Origin of the sequence: Methylobacterium sp. Leaf456, from assembly GCF_001425465.1 — a bacterium.
GTDB lineage: Bacteria > Pseudomonadota > Alphaproteobacteria > Rhizobiales > Beijerinckiaceae > Methylobacterium.
This window is the reverse complement of the sequence record NZ_LMQV01000034.1, coordinates 37,093-55,495: the sequence shown is the minus strand read 5'-3', so window position 1 is coordinate 55,495 and position 18,403 is coordinate 37,093. Positions and strand designations below refer to the sequence as shown.

At 69.3% G+C, this 18,403-nt stretch carries 15 protein-coding genes; 12 read left to right on the top strand and 3 right to left on the bottom strand.

Features of this window, described 5'->3' with window-relative positions; genetic code table 11:
- Nucleotides 1-125: 125 nt before the first annotated feature.
- The 7 genes from ASG52_RS15820 to ASG52_RS15790 all read left to right on the top strand — a co-directional run bounded on the left by ASG52_RS15820 (nucleotide 126) and on the right by ASG52_RS15790 (nucleotide 8,101).
- Nucleotides 126-1,265, top strand: coding sequence for an HpnL family protein (locus ASG52_RS15820; RefSeq protein ID WP_056245079.1), 1,140 nt, complete (start codon nucleotides 126-128; stop codon nucleotides 1,263-1,265).
- On the top strand, nucleotides 1,256-1,870 hold the full coding sequence (locus ASG52_RS15815) for an MlaC/ttg2D family ABC transporter substrate-binding protein (RefSeq protein ID WP_056245076.1): 615 nt from the start codon (nucleotides 1,256-1,258) through the stop codon (nucleotides 1,868-1,870). Before ASG52_RS15820 ends, ASG52_RS15815 begins: the two co-directional genes overlap by 10 nt.
- 92 nt (nucleotides 1,871-1,962) lie before the next feature.
- Nucleotides 1,963-3,159, top strand: a complete 1,197-nt coding sequence (gene hpnI / locus ASG52_RS15810; RefSeq protein ID WP_056245073.1) for a bacteriohopanetetrol glucosamine biosynthesis glycosyltransferase HpnI — start codon at nucleotides 1,963-1,965, stop codon at nucleotides 3,157-3,159.
- Nucleotides 3,160-3,216: 57 nt separating this feature from the next.
- Nucleotides 3,217-4,641, top strand: coding sequence for a hopanoid biosynthesis associated radical SAM protein HpnJ (hpnJ, locus tag ASG52_RS15805; RefSeq protein WP_056245070.1), 1,425 nt, complete (start codon nucleotides 3,217-3,219; stop codon nucleotides 4,639-4,641).
- Nucleotides 4,642-4,768: 127 nt separating this feature from the next.
- Nucleotides 4,769-5,608, top strand: coding sequence for a hopanoid biosynthesis-associated protein HpnK (gene hpnK, locus ASG52_RS15800; RefSeq protein ID WP_056245067.1), 840 nt, complete (start codon nucleotides 4,769-4,771; stop codon nucleotides 5,606-5,608).
- Between the two features lie 192 nt (nucleotides 5,609-5,800).
- The gene (locus tag ASG52_RS15795) at nucleotides 5,801-7,027 is read left to right on the top strand and encodes a GGDEF domain-containing protein (protein WP_056245064.1); all 1,227 of its coding nucleotides are present in this window, start codon (nucleotides 5,801-5,803) and stop codon (nucleotides 7,025-7,027) included.
- A gap of 261 nt (nucleotides 7,028-7,288) precedes the next feature.
- Nucleotides 7,289-8,101: a YfdX family protein gene (locus ASG52_RS15790; protein ID WP_056245061.1), complete on the top strand. Its 813-nt coding sequence runs from the start codon at nucleotides 7,289-7,291 to the stop codon at nucleotides 8,099-8,101.
- 87 nt (nucleotides 8,102-8,188) lie between these two features.
- Here ASG52_RS15790 and ASG52_RS15785 read toward each other — a convergent pair whose 3' ends face one another.
- A complete protein-coding gene (locus ASG52_RS15785; RefSeq protein WP_056245058.1) occupies nucleotides 8,189-10,837 on the bottom strand; it encodes an MMPL family transporter in 2,649 nt (882 codons plus the stop codon).
- Between the two features lie 577 nt (nucleotides 10,838-11,414).
- Here ASG52_RS15785 and hpnH point away from each other — a divergent pair.
- Nucleotides 11,415-12,581 carry an adenosyl-hopene transferase HpnH gene (gene hpnH, locus ASG52_RS15780; RefSeq protein ID WP_056245056.1) on the top strand — a complete coding sequence of 389 codons (1,167 nt, stop codon included), beginning with the start codon at nucleotides 11,415-11,417 and terminating at the stop codon, nucleotides 12,579-12,581.
- Here the strand turns inward: hpnH and ASG52_RS15775 are convergent.
- Together ASG52_RS15775 and ASG52_RS15770 are read right to left on the bottom strand one after the other, a co-directional pair.
- Entirely contained in the window at nucleotides 12,531-13,220 is a 690-nt protein-coding gene (locus ASG52_RS15775) for a phosphorylase family protein (RefSeq protein WP_056245054.1), read from the bottom strand. The two genes, hpnH and ASG52_RS15775, sit on opposite strands and share 51 nt — an antisense overlap.
- Before the next feature lie 8 nt (nucleotides 13,221-13,228).
- Nucleotides 13,229-14,395 carry a polysaccharide biosynthesis/export family protein gene (locus ASG52_RS15770; protein WP_056245051.1) on the bottom strand — a complete coding sequence of 389 codons (1,167 nt, stop codon included), beginning with the start codon at nucleotides 14,393-14,395 and terminating at the stop codon, nucleotides 13,229-13,231.
- A 266-nt stretch (nucleotides 14,396-14,661) separates the two neighbouring features.
- On the opposite strand from ASG52_RS15770, the gene ASG52_RS15765 reads away from it, so the two are divergent.
- The 4 genes from ASG52_RS15765 to ASG52_RS15750 all read left to right on the top strand — a co-directional run bounded on the left by ASG52_RS15765 (nucleotide 14,662) and on the right by ASG52_RS15750 (nucleotide 18,376).
- Nucleotides 14,662-15,984: a hypothetical protein gene (locus ASG52_RS15765; protein WP_056245049.1), complete on the top strand. Its 1,323-nt coding sequence runs from the start codon at nucleotides 14,662-14,664 to the stop codon at nucleotides 15,982-15,984.
- The gene (locus tag ASG52_RS15760; RefSeq protein WP_056245047.1) at nucleotides 15,977-16,513 is read left to right on the top strand and encodes a gluconokinase; all 537 of its coding nucleotides are present in this window, start codon (nucleotides 15,977-15,979) and stop codon (nucleotides 16,511-16,513) included. The genes ASG52_RS15765 and ASG52_RS15760 overlap by 8 nt, the downstream gene beginning before the upstream one ends.
- A gap of 8 nt (nucleotides 16,514-16,521) precedes the next feature.
- On the top strand, nucleotides 16,522-17,337 hold the full coding sequence (locus ASG52_RS15755) for a Cof-type HAD-IIB family hydrolase (RefSeq protein WP_056245044.1): 816 nt from the start codon (nucleotides 16,522-16,524) through the stop codon (nucleotides 17,335-17,337).
- Between the two features lie 178 nt (nucleotides 17,338-17,515).
- Nucleotides 17,516-18,376: a transglycosylase SLT domain-containing protein gene (locus ASG52_RS15750; protein ID WP_056245042.1), complete on the top strand. Its 861-nt coding sequence runs from the start codon at nucleotides 17,516-17,518 to the stop codon at nucleotides 18,374-18,376.
- The last annotated feature ends 27 nt before the right edge of the window (nucleotides 18,377-18,403 follow it).

The window sequence follows — 18,403 nt, the reverse complement described above, 5'->3', positions numbered from 1 at the left end:
GGGCAGGGTAAAGCTGCAACCTGCCGAGACCCTTCCTGCTGCCGCCACGCTTTCGAAGTCCGGGGCGGTGGGATTTCGACAACACAAGCCCCTCGACGAAGATCCGCAAAGGTCGAAAGAGGCTGATGAAGCGTCTCACCACACTGGCGTCGATCGCAGGACTGGTCACGGCGCTCGCGCTGTTCCTGTCCTCCGGCGTGACGGATGTCGGCGCCGCCCTTGTCGGCGCGGGCTGGGGCGCGCTCGCGGTCGTGGTCGCCCGCTTCGTCGCGGTCGCCTGGGCGGGCTTCGGCTGGCACGTCGTGTTTCCCCGCGGCGCCGGCCCGACCTTGCGCGACTGCATCCGCCTCCGCTTCGTCCGCGAGGGCATCAACACGCTGCTGCCCGTGGCCCAGGTCGGCGGCGACCTGATCGGCGCGCGCCTGCTGACGCGCCGCGGCACCCCCGGCGGCATGGCCGGCGCCAGCATGTTCGTCGATCTGATGACCCAGGCGCTGACGCAGCTCCTGTTCACGGTGGCGGGCCTCGCGCTCCTCATGCACTTCACCGGCGACGGGCCGGTGGTGCGCACGGTGGCCGGCGGCGTCGTCATCGCGATCCCCGCGCTCGCCGCCTTCTATGTGATCCAGCGCCGAAGCGGGCACCGCCTGGTCGAGGCCGCCTTGTCGCGCTTCGCCGCCGCCCGCGAGTGGCGCGCGCTCGGCGCCATCGACGTGCTCTACGACAACCTGCGCCGCCTCTACGCCAACCACGCCCGCGTCGGCAGCGCGATCCTGATCCACCTCGTCGGCTGGATCATCGGGACGCTCGAGGTCTACATCGCGCTCAACGCGATGGGCCATCCCGTCACCTTCGTCGAGGCGTTGGTGATCGAGAGCCTCGCCCAGGCCGTGCGCGGCGCCGCCTTCGTGGTGCCCGGCGCCATCGGCGCGCAGGAGGGCGGGTTGATCGCCCTCTGCGCCCTGTTCGGCATCCCGGCGGAAACCGCGCTCGCCCTGTCGCTGGTCAAGCGCGTCGCCGACCTCGCCGTCGGCCTGCCGAGCCTCGCCCTGTGGCACGTCATGGAGCGCGGCACCGAGGCCGCCCCGGCCGACGCCGTCAGCACCGGCCTCGCCGCGATCCGGGCCCGCCTCGGCCGCCGGCCGGAGCCCGCGGCCCCGACCCCGCTTGCGACGCCGCGGGCGACCGCCTACGGCTTCCCCGCCGGCCGTCCGGCCGCCCTTGCCCCCGACAACGAGCCCGGAGCCCTCCAGAAGTGCGCCTGAACCGCCGCACCCTCCTCGCCGCCTTCGCGGTGCTCGCCCTCGCCGGGGCCCCGCGCGAGTTGCGGGCCGCCGAGGACCCCGCCGTCGCGCCGATCACCAAGCTCTACGCCAAGTTCGAGGAAGCGCTGAAGAACGGCGCGGGCGACCTCAAGACCCGCCTCGCCACCGTCGGCGACACCTTGGCGGCGACCTTCGACACCAACGCCATGGTGGCGACCGCCGTCGGGCCGAAGTGGAAGACCTTCAAGCCGGAGCAGCAGGCCGCGCTGACCGAGGCGTTCGGCAAGTACTTCGTCACGCTCTACGCCAACCGCCTGTCCCAGGCCGCGGGCGGCAAGTTCGAGATCAAGCCGCAGAGCGAGACCCGCGGCCCCAACCGCGTCGTCTCGACCCGCGTCTCGAACAAGGACGGCGACGATTCGGACGTCGACTACGTCGTCAACGCGGACAACCGCGTGCAGGACGTGCTGCTCAACGGCAACGTCAGCGAAGTCGCCTCCATGCGGGCGGGCTTCGCCGAGCCGCTCAAGACCGGCGGCGCCGACGGCCTGCTGAAGTTCATGCGCGAGCGCACGGACGGCATGCTGGCCAAAGGCGCCAAGTAACCGGCGTCCGCCGGGAAGCGGGCCGGACGGCTCAACCCCAAAAAAGCTCCGCTCCGGCGGCCCGACAACAAAGACAAGAGCGACGGCGCGCCATGGACCTGACCGAGATGACGGCCTGGATCTCGTCGCTCTTCCTCGTGCCGGCGCTCGCCGGCTGCCTCTATGCGCTGCTCGCCGCCGTGCTCGCCGGCCGCTTCGCCGCCCGCAAGGCACCCGCGCTTGCCGCGGACGCGCCGCGCCCCGGCGTGACCATCCTCAAGCCGCTCTGCGGCGCCGAGCCGGACCTGTTCGAGAACCTCGAGACCTTCTGCCGCCAGAGCTATGCCGGCCCGGTCCAGATCGTGTTCGGCGTCCAGAACGCGACCGATCCGGCGATTGCCGTCGTCGAGCGCCTGCGCGCGGCCTATCCGAGCGTGCGTCTCGACCTCGTGGTGGATGCGAGCCAGCACGGCTCCAACCGCAAGGTCTCGAACCTCATCAACATGTCGGCTCGGATCGCCCAAGAGACCGTGGTGCTCGCCGACAGCGACATGACGGTGCGCCCCGATTATCTTGAGCGGGTCGTCGCCGAGCTGTCCCGCCCCGGCGTCACCGGGGTCACCTGCCTCTATCACGGCGAGCCGGCGGAGCGGGGTCTCTGCGCCCAGCTCTCGGCGCTCGCCATCGACGTGGGTTTCGTGCCCAACGTCCTCGTCGGCACGAGCTTAGGCCTCGCCAAACCCTGCTTCGGCTCGACCATTGCGATGACCCGCGAATCGCTCGAAAAGATCGGCGGCTTCCGCGCCTTCAAGGACGATCTCGCCGACGACTACATGATCGGCGAGGCCCTGCGCCGCGACGGCGGTATCGTCGCGATCCCGACCTTCACCATCGGGCACGCCTGCGTCGATACCGAGCTGTCCGGCCTGTGGCGGCACGAGCTGCGCTGGAACCGCACCATCCGCAACGTCGATCCGGCGGGCTATGCCGGCTCCTTCGTCACCCACGCCTTCCCGCTGGCGCTCATCGCCGCCCTGTTGCCGGGCGCCGGCAACGCCGCTCTGGCGGTCGCCGCGCTCGCGCTCGCCTGCCGCGTCCTGCTCTGTCTGCGCATCGAGCGCGCCTTCGGGCTGGCGCCCCACGCCTACTGGCTGTTGCCGATACGTGACATGCTGTCCTTCATCAACTTCACCTGGAGCTTCGTCTCGGGTGCGGTGACATGGAAAGGTCACGATTACCGTGTGGTTGCGGACGGTACGCTGATCCCGGAACACGGCCTCGGTCACGAGACCGGTGCCACGTCCGTCTGACCTTCGCTCGACCCCACCGTTATTGCTCAACGCCCGAGCCTTGAGGCCTTGAACCCCATGCGCACGCTCTTCCTGCAGGCCCCCACCTTCGACGGCTTCGACGGCGGCGCAGGCTCCCGTTACCAGGCCAAGCGCGAGATCAAGTCGTTCTGGTACCCGACCTGGCTGGCCCAGCCCGCCGCCCTGGTGCCGAACTCCAAGCTGATCGACGCCCCGCCCCACAACATCAAGATCGACGAAGTCGTGGCCCAGGCCAATGATTTCGACCTCGTGGTGCTCCACACCTCGGTCCCGTCCTTCAAGTCGGACGTGAAGTGCATCGAGGCGCTGAAGGCCGCCAACCCGAAGCTCATCGCCGGCCTGATTGGCGCCAAGGTCGCGGTCGATGCCGCCGGCTCGATGGCCCAGGCCCCGATGGTCGACTTCGTCGCCCGCAACGAGTTCGACTTCACCGTCAAGGAAGTCGCCGACGGCGTGCCGATGGCCGAGATCAAGGGCCTGTCCTATCGCGACCAGAACGGTGTCGTGGTCCACAACGAGGACCGCGAGATCATGTCGGACATGGACCAGCTGCCCTTCGTCACGAGCGTCTACAAGCGCGATCTCGAGATGGAGAAGTACTTCATCGGGTACCTCAAGCACCCCTACATCTCGTTCTACTCGGGTCGTGGCTGCAAGAGCCGCTGCACCTTCTGCCTCTGGCCGCAGACCGTCGGCGGGCATACGTACCGGACGCGTTCGGTCGCGCACGTCATCGAAGAGATCAAGTACTGCCTCAAGGAATTCCCGCAGACCAAGGAATTCTTCTTCGACGACGACACCTTCACCGACAACCTTCCGCGCGCCGAGGAGATCGCCCGCGAGCTCGGCAAGCTCGGCGTAACGTGGTCGTGCAACGCTAAGGCCAACGTTCCCCGCGAGACCTTGAAGGTCCTCAAGGAGAACGGCCTGCGTCTCCTGCTCGTCGGCTACGAGTCCGGCAACCAGAAGATCCTAAACAACATCAAGAAGGGCATGCGCGTCGAAGTCGCGGAGAAGTTCACCAAGGACTGCCACGAGCTCGGCATCGCCATCCACGGCACCTTCATCGTCGGCCTGCCCGGCGAGACCAAAGAGACGATCCAGGAGACGATCGCGTTTGCCAAGCGCATCAACCCGCACACCATCCAGGTGTCGCTGGCCGCGCCCTATCCGGGCACCTTCCTCTACAAGCAGGCGGTCGAGAACGGCTGGCTCGATGTCGAGAACGCCGAGCTGGTCGATGAGAACGGCGTCCAGATCGCGCCGCTCCACTACCCGCACCTGTCGCACGGCGAGATCTTCTCGGCGGTCGAGGAGTTCTACCGGAAGTTCTACTTCCGCGCCCCGAAGATCGCCTCCATCGTCAGCGAGATGGTCCGCTCGCCCGACATGATGAAGCGCCGCCTGCGCGAGGGTGTCGAGTTCTGGCACTTCCTGCGCGACCGCAAGGCGGCCGCGTAACGCTTGCAGCGGGGCGTTTGAGAAACGAAGAAGGCCGGGCGCGAGCCCGGCCTTCTTCGTTTCCAGGGCTCCGCCCTGGACCCGCGAGAGGGCTGGCCCTCTCGACACCCATGACGGGGGATACCGCTTGAAGCGATTGGTCGTCACCGCCGACGATTTCGGCCTGAGCCGCGAGGTCAACGAGGCCGTCGAGCAGGCCCATCGCGACGGCATCCTCACCGCCGCCAGCCTGATGGTCTCCGCCCCCGCAGCCGCCGACGCCATCGAGCGAGCGCGGCGCATGCCGTCGCTGCGCGTCGGCCTCCATCTCGTGCTGGTCGAGGCGTGGCCGACGCTCGCCCCCGCGCAGCTCCCCGACCTCACCGACGCCAACGGCCTGATGCGCGCCGACATGGGCCGCCTCGGCTTCGACCTCGCTGCCAAGCCTGCCGCCCGCCGCCAGCTGGCCGCCGAGATCGCCGCGCAGTTCGAGGCCTACCGGGCCACGGGCCTCCCCCTCGACCACGTCAACGCCCACAAGCACTTCCACGTCCATCCGCTGATCGCGGGCGCGGTGCTCGCCATCGGGTCGCGTTACGGCATGCGGGCGCTGCGCGTCCCCCGCGAACCCCGCGACGTGCTGCGCCGCGCCGAACCCGGCGCCCGCCCCAAGCCGGCCCTCGACATCGCCCCCTGGTCGGCGCTGCTGTCGGTGCGCGCCCGGCAAGCCGGCCTGCTCATCCCCGACCGCACGCTCGGCCTCGCATGGTCCGGCGCGATGACCCCGGCCCGCGTCGCCGGCCTCCTGCGCCACCTGCCCGAGGGGCTCACCGAACTCTACACCCACCCCGCCACCGCGGGCGGCTTCCCCGGCGAGGCCCCCGGCTACGCCTACGCCGCCGAGCGCGACGCTCTCATCGCCGCCGAATCCGTTGCGCTCGCGGCGCAGCCGGACATCGCTCGCGGCGGATTCTCCGATTTCACCTGACGGCGACGAGGGCGGCACAACGGAAGCCAATCCTATCCCCGAACGCAAATCGAATGTCGCTTAACGCAATATTACGACCAATGCTCTATTGAGACTCATCTGAATTCATGGCCGACCACGGCGCCGTTTACCGGTCTTTAAGTCGAACCCAATACCGTATTCGCCGTTGACCCGTGCGGCTCAGGATGCGGCATGACCTCCTGCGCCCCAGGGATTTCCAGCGAAGACATCGACAGGCAACTCGGCTCCGGCTCGTTCCGGCTCGCCTTTCCGCCGGCGCTCGAACGCGCGTTCGAGCGCGAGACGGTCGATGAGCGCACCCGCATGTTCGTGATCTGCGGGATCATCGCCGTCATCCTCTACGACATCTTCCTGATCACCGACTATGTGACGCTCAACGACCGCTTCACCGAAATGGTGATCGCCCGGCTCGGAATCTTCACCCCGAGCCTGATCGTCATGATGCTCGTCGCCCACCGCTTCCGTTCCACGCATGTCCGGGAGCTTCTGGCTTCGATGGGCGGCGTCTTGTGCGTCATCCTGCCGATGACCGTGATGATCTTCAGCCAGAGCCCCGACCGGCTGAGCTACCAGTACGGCAGCCTCCTGGCGATCATGTTCTCGTCGATCATCCAGCGCCTGCGCTTCAACTACGCCGCCCTGTCCCTGACGGCGATGCTCGTGATCCAGATGGTCACCACCGCCCTGTCGGGCATCTTCACGCGGGACACCTACATCGCCAACGCGCTGTTCTTCATCATCGGCAGCATCCTCCTGCTCATGGCCGCCTATTTCCTCGAACGGTCGGAGCGACGCTCGTTCCTGTTTAATCTGAGGAGCCGCCTCCTGCACGACCGGTTGATGCAGATCGCCCGCATCGACGCGCTGACGGGTCTCTACAACCGCCGCCACCTCGAGGAGAGCGCGGACGCGCTCTGGCACCGGACCGAGGCCGCGCCCCAGGTCGTGACGGCGATCCTGCTCGACGTCGATCACTTCAAGGCGTTCAACGACGCCTACGGCCACACCGAGGGCGACGCCTGCCTCCGCCGCGTCTGCGAGGCGGTCGCCGACGTGGCGCGGACGCAATCCGGCCTCGCCTTCCGCTACGGCGGCGAGGAAATGCTGGTCCTGCTTCCGGGCAAGGCGCTCCACGAGGCGCGCGCCGTCGCCGAGGACATCCGCCGCGCCCTGCGCGCGGCGGCGATCCCGCACCCCATCCTCGGCAATGGACGGATCGTGACGGCGAGTTTCGGAGTCGCCGGCGTGGTCGCACCGCAGGCCCCCCTCTCCACCCTGATCGAAGCCGCCGACACCGCCCTCTACGCCGCCAAACGCGCCGGCCGCGACTGCATCTGGCCGCCGAATGGGGCGCTGGCCGCGGACGACTTCGCTGGTTTCGTCGCCGCGTCGGCGTGACTGGTTCGAAGCCGAGCACTGAAACCAGACGGCTCACGCCGGTTCCGCGACCGAAGGCAGGACAAGCTCTCACCGAAGCAACCGACGGCACGGCGACCTCTTATTCTTATTAATTCAATCATATCTAAAACCTATCCGGATCATTACACAGAATTCACGCAACACGCGCCGGGGCGCGGCGTTTTCCCGACAGAGCCGAGGCCGACGATCACATCACAACGACCGCCGAAGCCAGACAGGCTCTCATCAGGAGATCCGGTCATGAAACGTCACACGCTCCTTGCCAGCATCCTCGTCGCCACCACAGCCTTGGGCGGGGCGGCCCTCGCCGCCGAGCACGCCGCGCCTGCGCAGGGGACGCTCATCGAGAGCCCTGCCCGGAACGCGGTGGATCGGGACGTCCTCAAGCTCTCCGCCGACGGCGCGGCGGCGCTCCGCGACATCGGCGGCACGCGGCTCGCCCTGTTCGAGGCGGAGCCGGCACAGGCCAAGACGATGATCGAGCGGGCGCAGACCGCCCTGGATAAGGCCAGGACCGACGATGCCGTGTTCACCAAGGCGGAAGCCGCACTGAAGCCGCCCGCGGGCACGAAGGCGCCCGAGACCGCCGACAAAGCGGCCGTGGCGTGGCTGCCGGTCGACAGCCAGATGACGCTGGGCGAGGATTTCGTGCCGACGCCCGCGAAGAACGCGGCCATCGCGGACGCCAACCACAGCCTGCAATCCGGCGACCGGAAGGGCGCGACGAAAAAGCTGCGGCTCGCCGGCATCGACGTGAACACCACGGTCGCGGTGCTGCCGCTCGCCAAGACCACCGAGGACGTGCATCGGGCCGCCTCGTTGATCCACCAAGGCCATTACTACGAGGCCAACGCAGTCCTGAAGCAGGCCGAGGGCCGGATGCGCTTCGACGTGGCCGACATCGCCCTGGTGCCGGACAAGGTCGCGGCGAAGGCGCAGAAGCCCGATCGGAAGGATGGGGCGAAGACGAGCCAGTCCGATACGAGCCCGGCCGTCACCGGCTCAAACGCGACGCCTCAGCCGGCCCAGAACACGAGCAAGGCTCCGTCGTAAGCCTCGCATCGGTCCGGATGAGAAGAAGCTCGAAGGCCTCCCCGGCCTTCGGGCTTCCTGGTTTCTGCGCGTCGTGAGTTCAAAAAACTACTTCACCGCCGCGGTCTCGCGGGCCACCGTGCCCGGCGGGCGGGCCGCCACGTCGCCCTCGGGGCGGTTGGCGTCGGGCTGCTTCGGCGGCGGGCCGAGGAAGGCCGGCACCACGAAGAAGGCCGCGAGCAGGGTGAAGAACAGCGACAGGGCGAGCAGCTCGCCCATGCTGGCCGTACCCGGATGGCTCGACAGCACCAGCGAGCCGAAGGCCGTGCCGGTGGTGAGCGCGGAGAAGAAGATCGCCCGCGTCAGGCTGGAGGCCAGCATGTCGACCACGCCCGCCCGCCACGCGATGACGTAGTAGATGTGGAAGGCGACGCCGACCGCAAGCATCAGCGGCAGGGCGATGATGTTGGCGAAGTTCAGCGGCATGCCGATGATGTTGAGCGTCATCAAGGTCCACAGGGTCGCGAGCACCAGCGGGCCGAGCGTCATCGCCACGTCCCAGGGTTTGCGGAGCGCCACCGAGAGGATGATGAAGATCAGCACGAGCGCCGTGACGCCCGCCTGCACGAAGGCCCCGAGGATGGTGTAGCTCGATTCCGTCGTGGCGACCGGCGCGCCGGTGGCGTGCGGATCGACGGTCTGCACCTCCTTGGCGAAGCGGCGCAGCACCTCGTCGTTGTTCGAATCGCCCTTGGGATGCACCTCGATGCGGGCGCGCCCGTCGGCGGTCACCCACTCGGCCTTGAGCTGCTTGGGCAGGTTGTCCAGCGTGATCTTCTTCGGATCGAGCAGCCCGGAGAGGCGGCTCATCAGCGTCTTGAGATCGGTGGTGAGCGCCACGCTCGCCGCCTCGCGCTTCTCGGCCGGGGCCGTGGCCAGCGTCTCCAGGGTGGCCGACAGCTTGTCGGCGGCCTTGTTGCCGGGGTCGCCACCGCCCCCGATGGTCTTGAGCGCCGCGGCGGTCTCGCGGATCGCCTTGACGTTGTCGGCATCCGTCGGCGGCGGCGGGCGGCGCGACGGGTTGAGCGCGGGCGCGAGCAGCTGCGCCGTCTCCTGAATGGTGGCGAGCTTCTGGTCCTGGTCGCGCGGCACGAAGGTGTCGATCGAGTGAACCTCGGCGACCGTGTCGAGCGTCAGCAGGCGCTGGCTCAGCGCCGGCACGGCGGCGACATCTGGGGCCAGCACGTCGATGGTGTTGGGGCTCGTCGCCGGATCCTTGATCAGGTCGAGATAGGTCGCGATCGATTCCACCTTCGGGCTGCGCAGGTGCATCGGGTTGGAATCGAACGGCAGCTTCAAGAGCAGCGGGATGCCGGCCACGGTGATGGCGCCGACGAAGATCAGCACCCACTTGCGGTGCTCGATGATCCAGTGATCGACGCCGGCCATCCACGTGGTCTCGACCGCCCGCTTCTCGCCGCGCGGGTTGAACACCGCGATCAGCGCCGGCAGCAGGGTCAGCGAGAACAGGTAGGCGACGATCATGCCCACGCCCGCGATCAGGCCGAGTTCGGACACGCCGCGGAACTTGGTGGGCAGGAAGGCAAAGAAGCCGGCGAGCAGCGACACGGCCGCCAGCGTCAGCGACCAGCCGACGCCCCGCGCCGCGGCGCGGATCGCCGTGTCGCAATCGCCCGTCTCGTAGCGGTCGGCCCGGTAGCGCACGGCGAACTGGATGCCGAAATCGATGCCGAGGCCCACGAATAGGGCCGCGAAGGCGACCGAGATCGGGTTCAGCTCGCCGACCATGGCGAGGCCGAGCGCCGCGGTGACGATGAGGCCGGCGAAGGTGGTGATCAGCACGGCGACCACGAGGGGCGCCGAGTAGAGCGCGAGCGCCAGGAACAGGACGATGGCGGCGGTGGTCAGCGAGTAGTTGAGGAACGCGTCGTCGGCGAGCGTCGCGAACTCGTCGTCGGCGACCGCGACGGGGCCGGTCAGGCGGATGCGCAGGCCATGGGCCGAATCGATGTTCTGCTCGGCGGCGATCCGGCGGATCAGCAGGGTCGCCTCGCGGCCGGGCTCCAGCGCGTTGTAGTCGAGCACCGGCTGGATCATCACGAACTTGCGGGTGTCGGTGACCTGGGTCTTGCCGCCGGCCAGAAGCGTCTGCCACGACATCCGGGCGCGCTGGCCGTCGAGCACCTTGCGCAGGGTGTCGTCGATCTGGGTGATCGGCTGGGTGAGGTCGTCGATCTTTGCGTCGCCGCTCTTCACGCCCTTCACGCCGAGCGAGAGCACCCGCATCACGCCGCGCAAGGAGGGGTCGGCGGCGAGCGGCCCGAGCAGGCCCTGCTGCTCGATCAGGCGCTGCGTCGTCTGCTCCAGCTCCTGCTGCGACATCAACAGCAGGCCGTTGCGGTCGAAGAACGGGCCGCCGTCGGGGCGGTAGACCGTCTCGATCTCCGAGCGATGCGTCTTGAGGGCGTCGGCGAAGCGGGCGGCGGCCTCCTCGGCGATCTCGGGGGTCTGCCCGTCGATCACCGCGGCCACGAGGTTGGTGCGCTGGGGGAACGCCTTCTCGAAGGCGATCTCGTCCTGGCGCCACGGCACGCTCGGGTCGATCAGCCGCTCGACGTCGGTGTTGATGCGGAAGAGGTGGGCGGCTGCCGCCACGCCCGCGACCGTGAGGATCGCCGCCGTGACGAGAACCAACCAGCGGCGCCTGACGGAAAACGCGACGAGACGTTCGATCACGTAGAACCCTGCCTGCCCTGACGATCCGGCCCCACCCGCGACGGGTTCGGGAAGCGTTCCGCATCCCGGCAGGCGGCCTATGCCGGATCGAATTCGGATCGTGAGCCCCGGAACGAGCCCTCGGAACGGAAGTGACCGGGCGGACCCGGGCGACACGAATCAGGCCCGATGCGCAGCACCGGGCATCCGTGCCTTTGGGGCGCTACGTACCGGCCCCGGTCCCGGAATGCAACGGAAGCCCAGAATCGTGACCCGGCTCGCACTTCCGCAATCCGTGCGGTGCGATACCGCACCGCACGCTGGCGGAGGGATGAAACAAGCCTCGGCTACGGCCAAGCAGTCAAACATCCGCCGCAGAGCCGCGAAAAGGGCAGAACGTTCCCGCCCCGCAGCTCCGAGCGCGGGCGTCCTCCCGCTCCCCGCGGGAGGGACAGGGAAACCGGCTTGCCACAGTCAGGCTTTTTACGCGCCGCAGGGTGCCCAATCCGAACGGTTCCAGCCTAGATCACTGGAATTCCAGTCCTTCTTTCGCTAATCAACCCGGCAAAGTCTGGGGCCAGAACAAAGGAGCCGCGCCTTGGGAATTCCCATACGGTACGTCGCGAAGATCGGCGGCTACATCCTCAAGCAGCACCTCACGGGGCGGAAGCGCTACCCGCTCGTCATGATGATGGAGCCGCTGTTCCGCTGCAATCTCGCCTGCGCCGGCTGCGGGAAGATCGACTATCCCGACGAGATCCTGAACAAGCGCCTGCCCGTCGATGAGGCGCTCGAATCCGTGCGCGAGTGCGGCGCCCCCGTGGTCGTGATCGCGGGCGGCGAGCCGCTTCTCCACAAGGATCTGCCGCAGATCGTCCAGGGCATCATCGCGCAGAAGAAGTTCGCGATCGTCTGCACCAACGCGCTGCTGCTCGAGAAGAAGATCAAGGACTACAAGCCGTCGCCCTACTTCACGTGGTCGATCCACCTCGACGGCGACAAGGAGATGCACGACGGGTCGGTGTGCCAGCGCGGCGTCTACGACAAGGCGGTGGCGGCGATCGCCAAGGCCAAGGAGATGGGCTTCCGCGTCACCATCAATTGCACCTTCTTCAACAACTCCTCGCCCGACAAGATCGCCGACTTCTTCGACTCGGTGACCCGCATGGGCATCGACGGCATCACCGTGTCGCCGGGCTACGCCTACGAGCGCGCCCCCGACCAGCAGCACTTCCTCAACCGCAAGGCGACGAAGGAGCTGTTCCGCGGCGTGTTCCGCCACGGCAAGGAGAAGGGCCGCGAGAAGTGGACCTTCCAGCAGTCCGGGCTGTTCCTCGACTTCCTGGCCGGCAACCAGACCTACCACTGCACGCCCTGGGGCAACCCGACCCGCACGGTGTTCGGCTGGCAGAAGCCCTGTTATCTCCTGGGCGAGGGCTACGCCGCGACCTTCAAGGAGTTGATGGAAGAGACCGACTGGGACGCCTACGGCACCGGCAACTACGAGAAGTGCGCCGACTGCATGGTCCATTCGGGCTACGAGGCGTCTTCGGTGGTCGATTCCGTGCGCAAGCCCTGGAAGCCGGTGCTGCACGCGCTCCGCGGTATCAAGACCGAGGGCGACATGGCGCCGGAGGTCAGCCTCGAGAACCAGCGCCCGGCCGAGTTCGTGTTCTCCCGCAACGTCGCCCAGAAGCTGTCCGAGATCAAAGCCTCAGGCGTCGACACCAAGCGCGAGACCCAGAAGCGCGCGAGCGCGGCCTAAACCGCGAAACGCCTCGCCCGAATCGCGGGCGAGGCGCACCAGCTCACCGATCTTCGCCTCGCGTCGCGCGAGCGCGGAGAGCACGGCCCGAATATCGGGGTCGCCGTTCGGCTTGAGGGCGTTGGCCGCGAACGCCGGCAGCGCCCGCTCGGCCGGATCGCACACCACGCGGATCGCCGCGAAGGGCAGGCCGTGGGCCGCGGCAAAGGCCGCCGCCACCTGACTCTCCATATCGACCGCCGCCGCCCCGGTGCGTGCCCGAAGCGCGGCCTTCTCCTCCGTCGACATCACCGCGGCCTCGACGCCGACGAGATCGGCCAGCACCATCCGGGGGCCGAGCGCCGACAGGCGTCGGCGAAAACCCGCGAGGAGGGGCGTGGAGGTGGGATGCCGGGCGAAGCCCGCTCCGGTCTCGGTCCAGATCGCCTCGGCCACGACCACGTCGCCGGGTGCGAGCGCCGGATCGAGCCCGCCGGCGATGCCGAAGCTCACCACCGCCCGCACGTTGTCCGCCGGTCGCTCAACGAGAAGCGCCCGCAGCCGGTCCGGCCGGCCGCCGGCCTGGATCGGCACGACGCCCGGTCCGGCGGCGATGCGGGCCTCGCGGGCGAGGCCCGCCACCGCGAGGATTGCGGCCACGGCGGGTTTTACTGCGTGACGCGGTAGATCGAGGCGGCGGAGCCGACCGGCGCCGCGACGGTCGAGACCACGCTGAGCACCTTGGCGACTTCCGAGAACGGCGCACTCGACACGTAGAGCAGGTCGCGGTTGCGCATGCGGAAGGTCTGGGTGAGGAACAGGCTCTGCGGGTCGCGCATGTTGACGCGGTAGACCACCGGCACCTGCGGCGAACCCAGCAGCGGCGAGTTCGGCCGGAGCCGGCGCACCACACCCGCCGGCTCGTAGCGGAAGATATAGACGCCTTCCGGATTGGCCCGGGCGTCGCTGAGGCCCGAGGCACGGGCGAGCGCCTGCGCCATGGTCAGCCCTTCGGCGCCGAACGGGACCTCGGTGGTGTTGCCGACGGCCCCCACCGCGAGGAAGGTCTGCGGATCGCGCACCAGCGTCAGCGTGTCGTTGGCGCGGACAAAAATGTTCTCGCGCGGGTTCGCCACCACCGTGCTCATCGGCACCGTGACGGTGCGGCCGCTGCGCGACAGCCGCACGAAGGTGTCGGCGACCGAGGTGCGCACGCCGCCGGCGAGCGCGATCACGTCGAGCAGGCGGTCGCCGCGGCCGCTCAGCGGCACGCGCATGCCCGCAGCCGACTCGCCGGTGACGGTGACCGATTGCGACACCGGCCGCGTCACCGAGACCAGCACCTGCGGCTGGATCGCCTTACCGGCCAGTTCGCTCTCAATCAGAGTCTGGACGTCCTGCGGGCGCCGTCCGGCGACCTTGATGCGGCCGGCATAGGGCACCGTGATCGCGCCGTCGGGGCCGACGACCTGCTCGGGGATCGTCGCCGACTTGGAGCCCGCCGAGAAGCGGTCGGCGACCAGCGGGCCGGAGAACAGGCCGCCGGAGCCGGCTTCCCAGACTTGGACGGCAACGCCGTCGCCGACGCCGATCAGCGGCTCGGCGGCGGGTCGGTTGTCGCCGAAGGTGACGAGCAGGCTGTCGAGGGGCCGCGTGCGCAGGGCCTCGACGATGGAAGGATCGATGTCGATGATCTCGTAGCGGGCGAACAGGCCCTCGGCGGTGGCGATGTCGGCGCCGCCGTCGATCGCCCGCGCGGTCGGCCCCGAAGTCGGGAGCACCGAGCACCCCGACACCGCGAGTGCGGTGAGGAGGAGAGTTGCAGTGACGCGCATTCAGGTTCGCCTGACGGTTTGTCTCACGACGTGCCTACCCCGAAAGCGGCCAAGCTGTCCGTGGCGATGCCGCCACACCGGGGCCGGGACCGCACGCTTCGCACGCCTATCCCCGCTGCTCACATCCATCCCCGGCCAACTTCGCGCCCGGTGCGATTTGCCGGGCGCGACGCGATTGGGCTAGGCGAGGCGCAATGTCGGTCTCTTGGCCGATCCTTTGGGCCGATCCTTTGGGCCGATCCACGCGGCCGTCGCACAGGGCAGGGATGTCGAAGCCCTTCAGCCACACACCTCCCGGCGTGCCGGAGCCGCGCCCCGGCCGGGTCGCGCGGCGGCACGTCTTCTATGTCCCGGGCTACGACCCCGAGGCGCGCAGCCGCTACCGCCTGCTGTTCGTGCGCGAGCTGACCCGCTACGCCAAGGTGTTCGGGCAGGCCAAGCGCGAGATCGGCCGGGCCGAACTCGCGCCGCTCCTGGGAAGTGATCCCCACGGCGAGCCGCTGGTGCAGGCTTGGCGCGTCACGGGCCATCCCGAGACGCAAGGAGCGGAGACCACCTACGAGGTGCTGTTGTGGGACGACATCGTCGGCCGCGACTTCGCCCGCTCCAAGGTCGCGAGTTCGGGCCTGCTGCTCGCGGGCACCGCGGACACGCTGGTCCGGGGCCTGTTCGTGGCGTTCTACCGGCTGCACTGGAAGTACGGGAACGTCATCCTCTATCCGTTCGTGATGCTGCTGATGCTGGCCGTCGCCGCGGGCGCGGTCGCCTACGCGGTCCATGCCGCCCTGGGGGAGGGCGGTACGCTGGGCCTCGACCTGCCCGCTCTCGTCACGGTGCCGGCGGGCCTCGTCGTCGGGCTGGCGCTGCTCGCCGCGATGGAGGCCGCGCTCAACCGAATCTTCTTCTGGCAGCTCCTGAACGACTGGGTGTTCAACTGGCAGCACGGCCAGGGCTGGCGCCCCGATTACGAACGGCGGCTCGACGCCTTCGCCGACCACGCCCTCGCGCGTATGGCGACGCTCCATGAAGAAGAGACGCCTCCCGACGAGATCCTGATCGTCGGCCATTCCTCCGGTGCGCTCACCGCCGTCGAGACGGCTGCCCGGATGATCGCCCGCGCGCCCGGCCTCGGCACGGGCGACGGTCCGAATCTCGGACTCGTCACCCTCGGTTCCGGCCTGCCGCTGGTGGCGCTGCAGCCGCGGGCGCAGCGGCTGCGGGCGGAGATCGCCAGCCTCGTGAAGAGCCGCAACCTCGTCTGGGTCGATTACGGCGCGCCGCAGGACTGGATGAACTTTCCCGGCTTCAACCCCGCAACTGAGCTCGACCTCGCTCTCGCCCCCGACGCGGTCGTGGCCAACCCGATCATCCGCTCCGCGCGCTTCCGCGAGATCATCTCGCCCGAGACTTACAAGCGGGTCCGGTTCCGGCCGTTCCGGATGCACTTCCAGTTCCTGATGTCGAACGACCTTCCGGGCGAGTACGACTTCTTCGACATGACGCTCGGCCCCCGCCGCCTGCTCGACCGCGTCCTCGACGCGGACAGGGAAGAACACGCGCGCGAGCGCGCGGAAGCTCCGCATGACTGAAGCCGCGGACGCCCCCCTCGTGCTCGTGGTCACGGGCGTGTCGGGCTCCGGCAAGAGCACCGTGGCCTCGCTGCTCGCCCAGCGCCTCGGCCTGCCCCTCGCCGACGGCGACGACTTCCACGACGCCCAAAGCATCGCGCGGATGCGCGCGGGCCATCCCCTCGACGACGCCGCCCGCGGGCCGTGGCTCGAACGGATCCGCGCCTGGATCGACCGGCAGCTCGCGACCGGGGAGGGCGGGGTGGTGGCCTGCTCGGCGCTCAAACGCGGCTACCGCCGGACGCTGACCGGCGAACGGCCGGAGGTGCGGATCGTCTTCCTGGAGGGGAGCCGCGACCTGATCGGCCGCCGGATCGCGGCGCGGCGCGGCCACTTCATGCCGCCCAGTCTCCTCGACAGCCAGTTCGCCGCCCTGGAGCCGCCGGGGCCGGACGAGGCGATCGTCGTCGCCATCGAGGACGGGCCCGACGCCATCGTGGCGGCGGTGGCGACCCGGCTCGGGCGCTCCCCCGGCGACCTCTGCGGATAGGAACCGGCATGAGCAATCCTTTAGGCATCGCCCTCGTCGTCTCCGACGTGGACGGCACCCTGGTCACCACCGACAAGAGCCTGACCGCGGCGACCATCGCGGCGGTGCGCCGGCTCGATGCGGCGGGGATCGGCTTCACCCTGGCCTCGAGCCGCCCGCCGGTCGGTCTGAAGCCATTCGTCTCCGCCCTGAACCTGCGCCTGCCGCTCGGTGCCTTCAACGGCAGCACTTTGTGCGGGCCGGACCTCGCGATCCTGTCCGAGGCTCTGATCCCGGAGGCCGCGGCGCGCGAAGCCGTGGCGCGCTTCGACGCGGAGGGGATCGATGCCTGGGTCTTCGCCCGCGGCGCGTGGCATCTGCGCGACCCGTCCGCGCCCTATGCCGATCTGGAGCGGCGCACGCTCCAGGCCGAGCCGGAGGTGGTCGCAGACCTCGCGCCGCTCCTCTCGGAAGCCGCCAAGATCGTCGGCGTGAGCCGCGATCACGCCCGGCTGGCCGAGATCGAGACCGCGCTCGCCGCCGACCTCGGCGACGAAGCGGCGGTGCATCGCTCGCAGGCCTATTACCTCGACGTGACCCCGCCGGGCACCGACAAGGGCGGTTTCGTGCGCGAGTTCGGGCGCCGCCTCGGCCTCCCGCCCGAACGGATCGCCACGCTCGGCGACGCCGGCAACGACGTGGCGATGTTCCGTGCGAGCGGGCTCTCCGTCGCCATGGGCAATGCCGATCCGGCGGTGCGGGCGGCGGCGACCCACGTCACCGCCGACAACGATTCGGACGGCTTCGCGCAAGCCATCGAGCGATTCGTGCTGGCCGCGGTGTGAATCCGCACAGGTTGCACCGCGCCCCGCGAGCACGACCGAAGCTGTGCCATTCCGGCGACAGGGGCGGGGATAGGGGCCGGGGCGGGGGGCTTGAGGGCCGCAAATCCACGTTCCCGCCTCATTTCGACCCGACCCGTGGGGGCACAAACTGAGCCGTAGAAAAAACCACGGGTCTCCCATGCGCCTCGTCCTCGCCGCCCTGCTTGCCGTCCTTCCGGCGTCGGCTTTCGCCCAGGCGGCGTCGGATTCGGTGTCTGGTCGCGACAACATCGACGCGCTGATCGCCGAGCATGCCCGCGCCTACAAGGTGCCGGCCGCCTTCGTGCATCGGGTGGTCAAGCGCGAGAGCAACTACAATTCCCGCGCCAAGGGCGGCTCGGCGCTGGGGCTGATGCAGATCAAGCACGCCACCGCCCGCGGCCTCGGCTACAGCGGCGACGCCTCCGGGCTCTACGATCCCAACACCAACCTGAAATACGGCATCGCCTACCTCGCGGGCGCCTACCGCGCCGCCCAGGGCGATCTCGAACAGGCCTACCGCTACTACAACCGCGGCTACTATTACGTCGCCAAGCGCCTCGGCATCGAGGCGGACGTGCCGCAAGAGGCGGCCTCGACCACGACGGTCGCCGCCTCTTCCGCCAAATCCGCCAACGGTTTCGACGGCCTGTTCGCGCTGCGCGGCAGCACCCCGGCGACGGGCACGCAGGCGCTCGCCTACGCCGCCCCCACCACCGCCCCGGCCGACGCCGTCGAGGTGCCGCTGCCGCCGCGACGGCCCGCCGCCCTCTCCGGCGCCGCCGAGCCGGTGCAAACCCCGGTTCAGGTCGCCGCCGTCCAGGCCGCCGCCGCGCCCGTCGCCTACACCGCCGCTGCTGCGGCCGCCCCGGTCCAGACGAGCGACGCCGTCGAGGTGCCGCTGCCGCCGCGCCGCCCGTCCGAGACCGTGCTGGCCTCCGTCGCGCGCCCCGTGACGGTCGCCCGCAAGGCCCCCGCCGCCCCGGTCATGGAAGCCACGGCCCTCGCCGCCACGCCCTGATCCGACCCTTCCGTAAGGGGCGTAGGA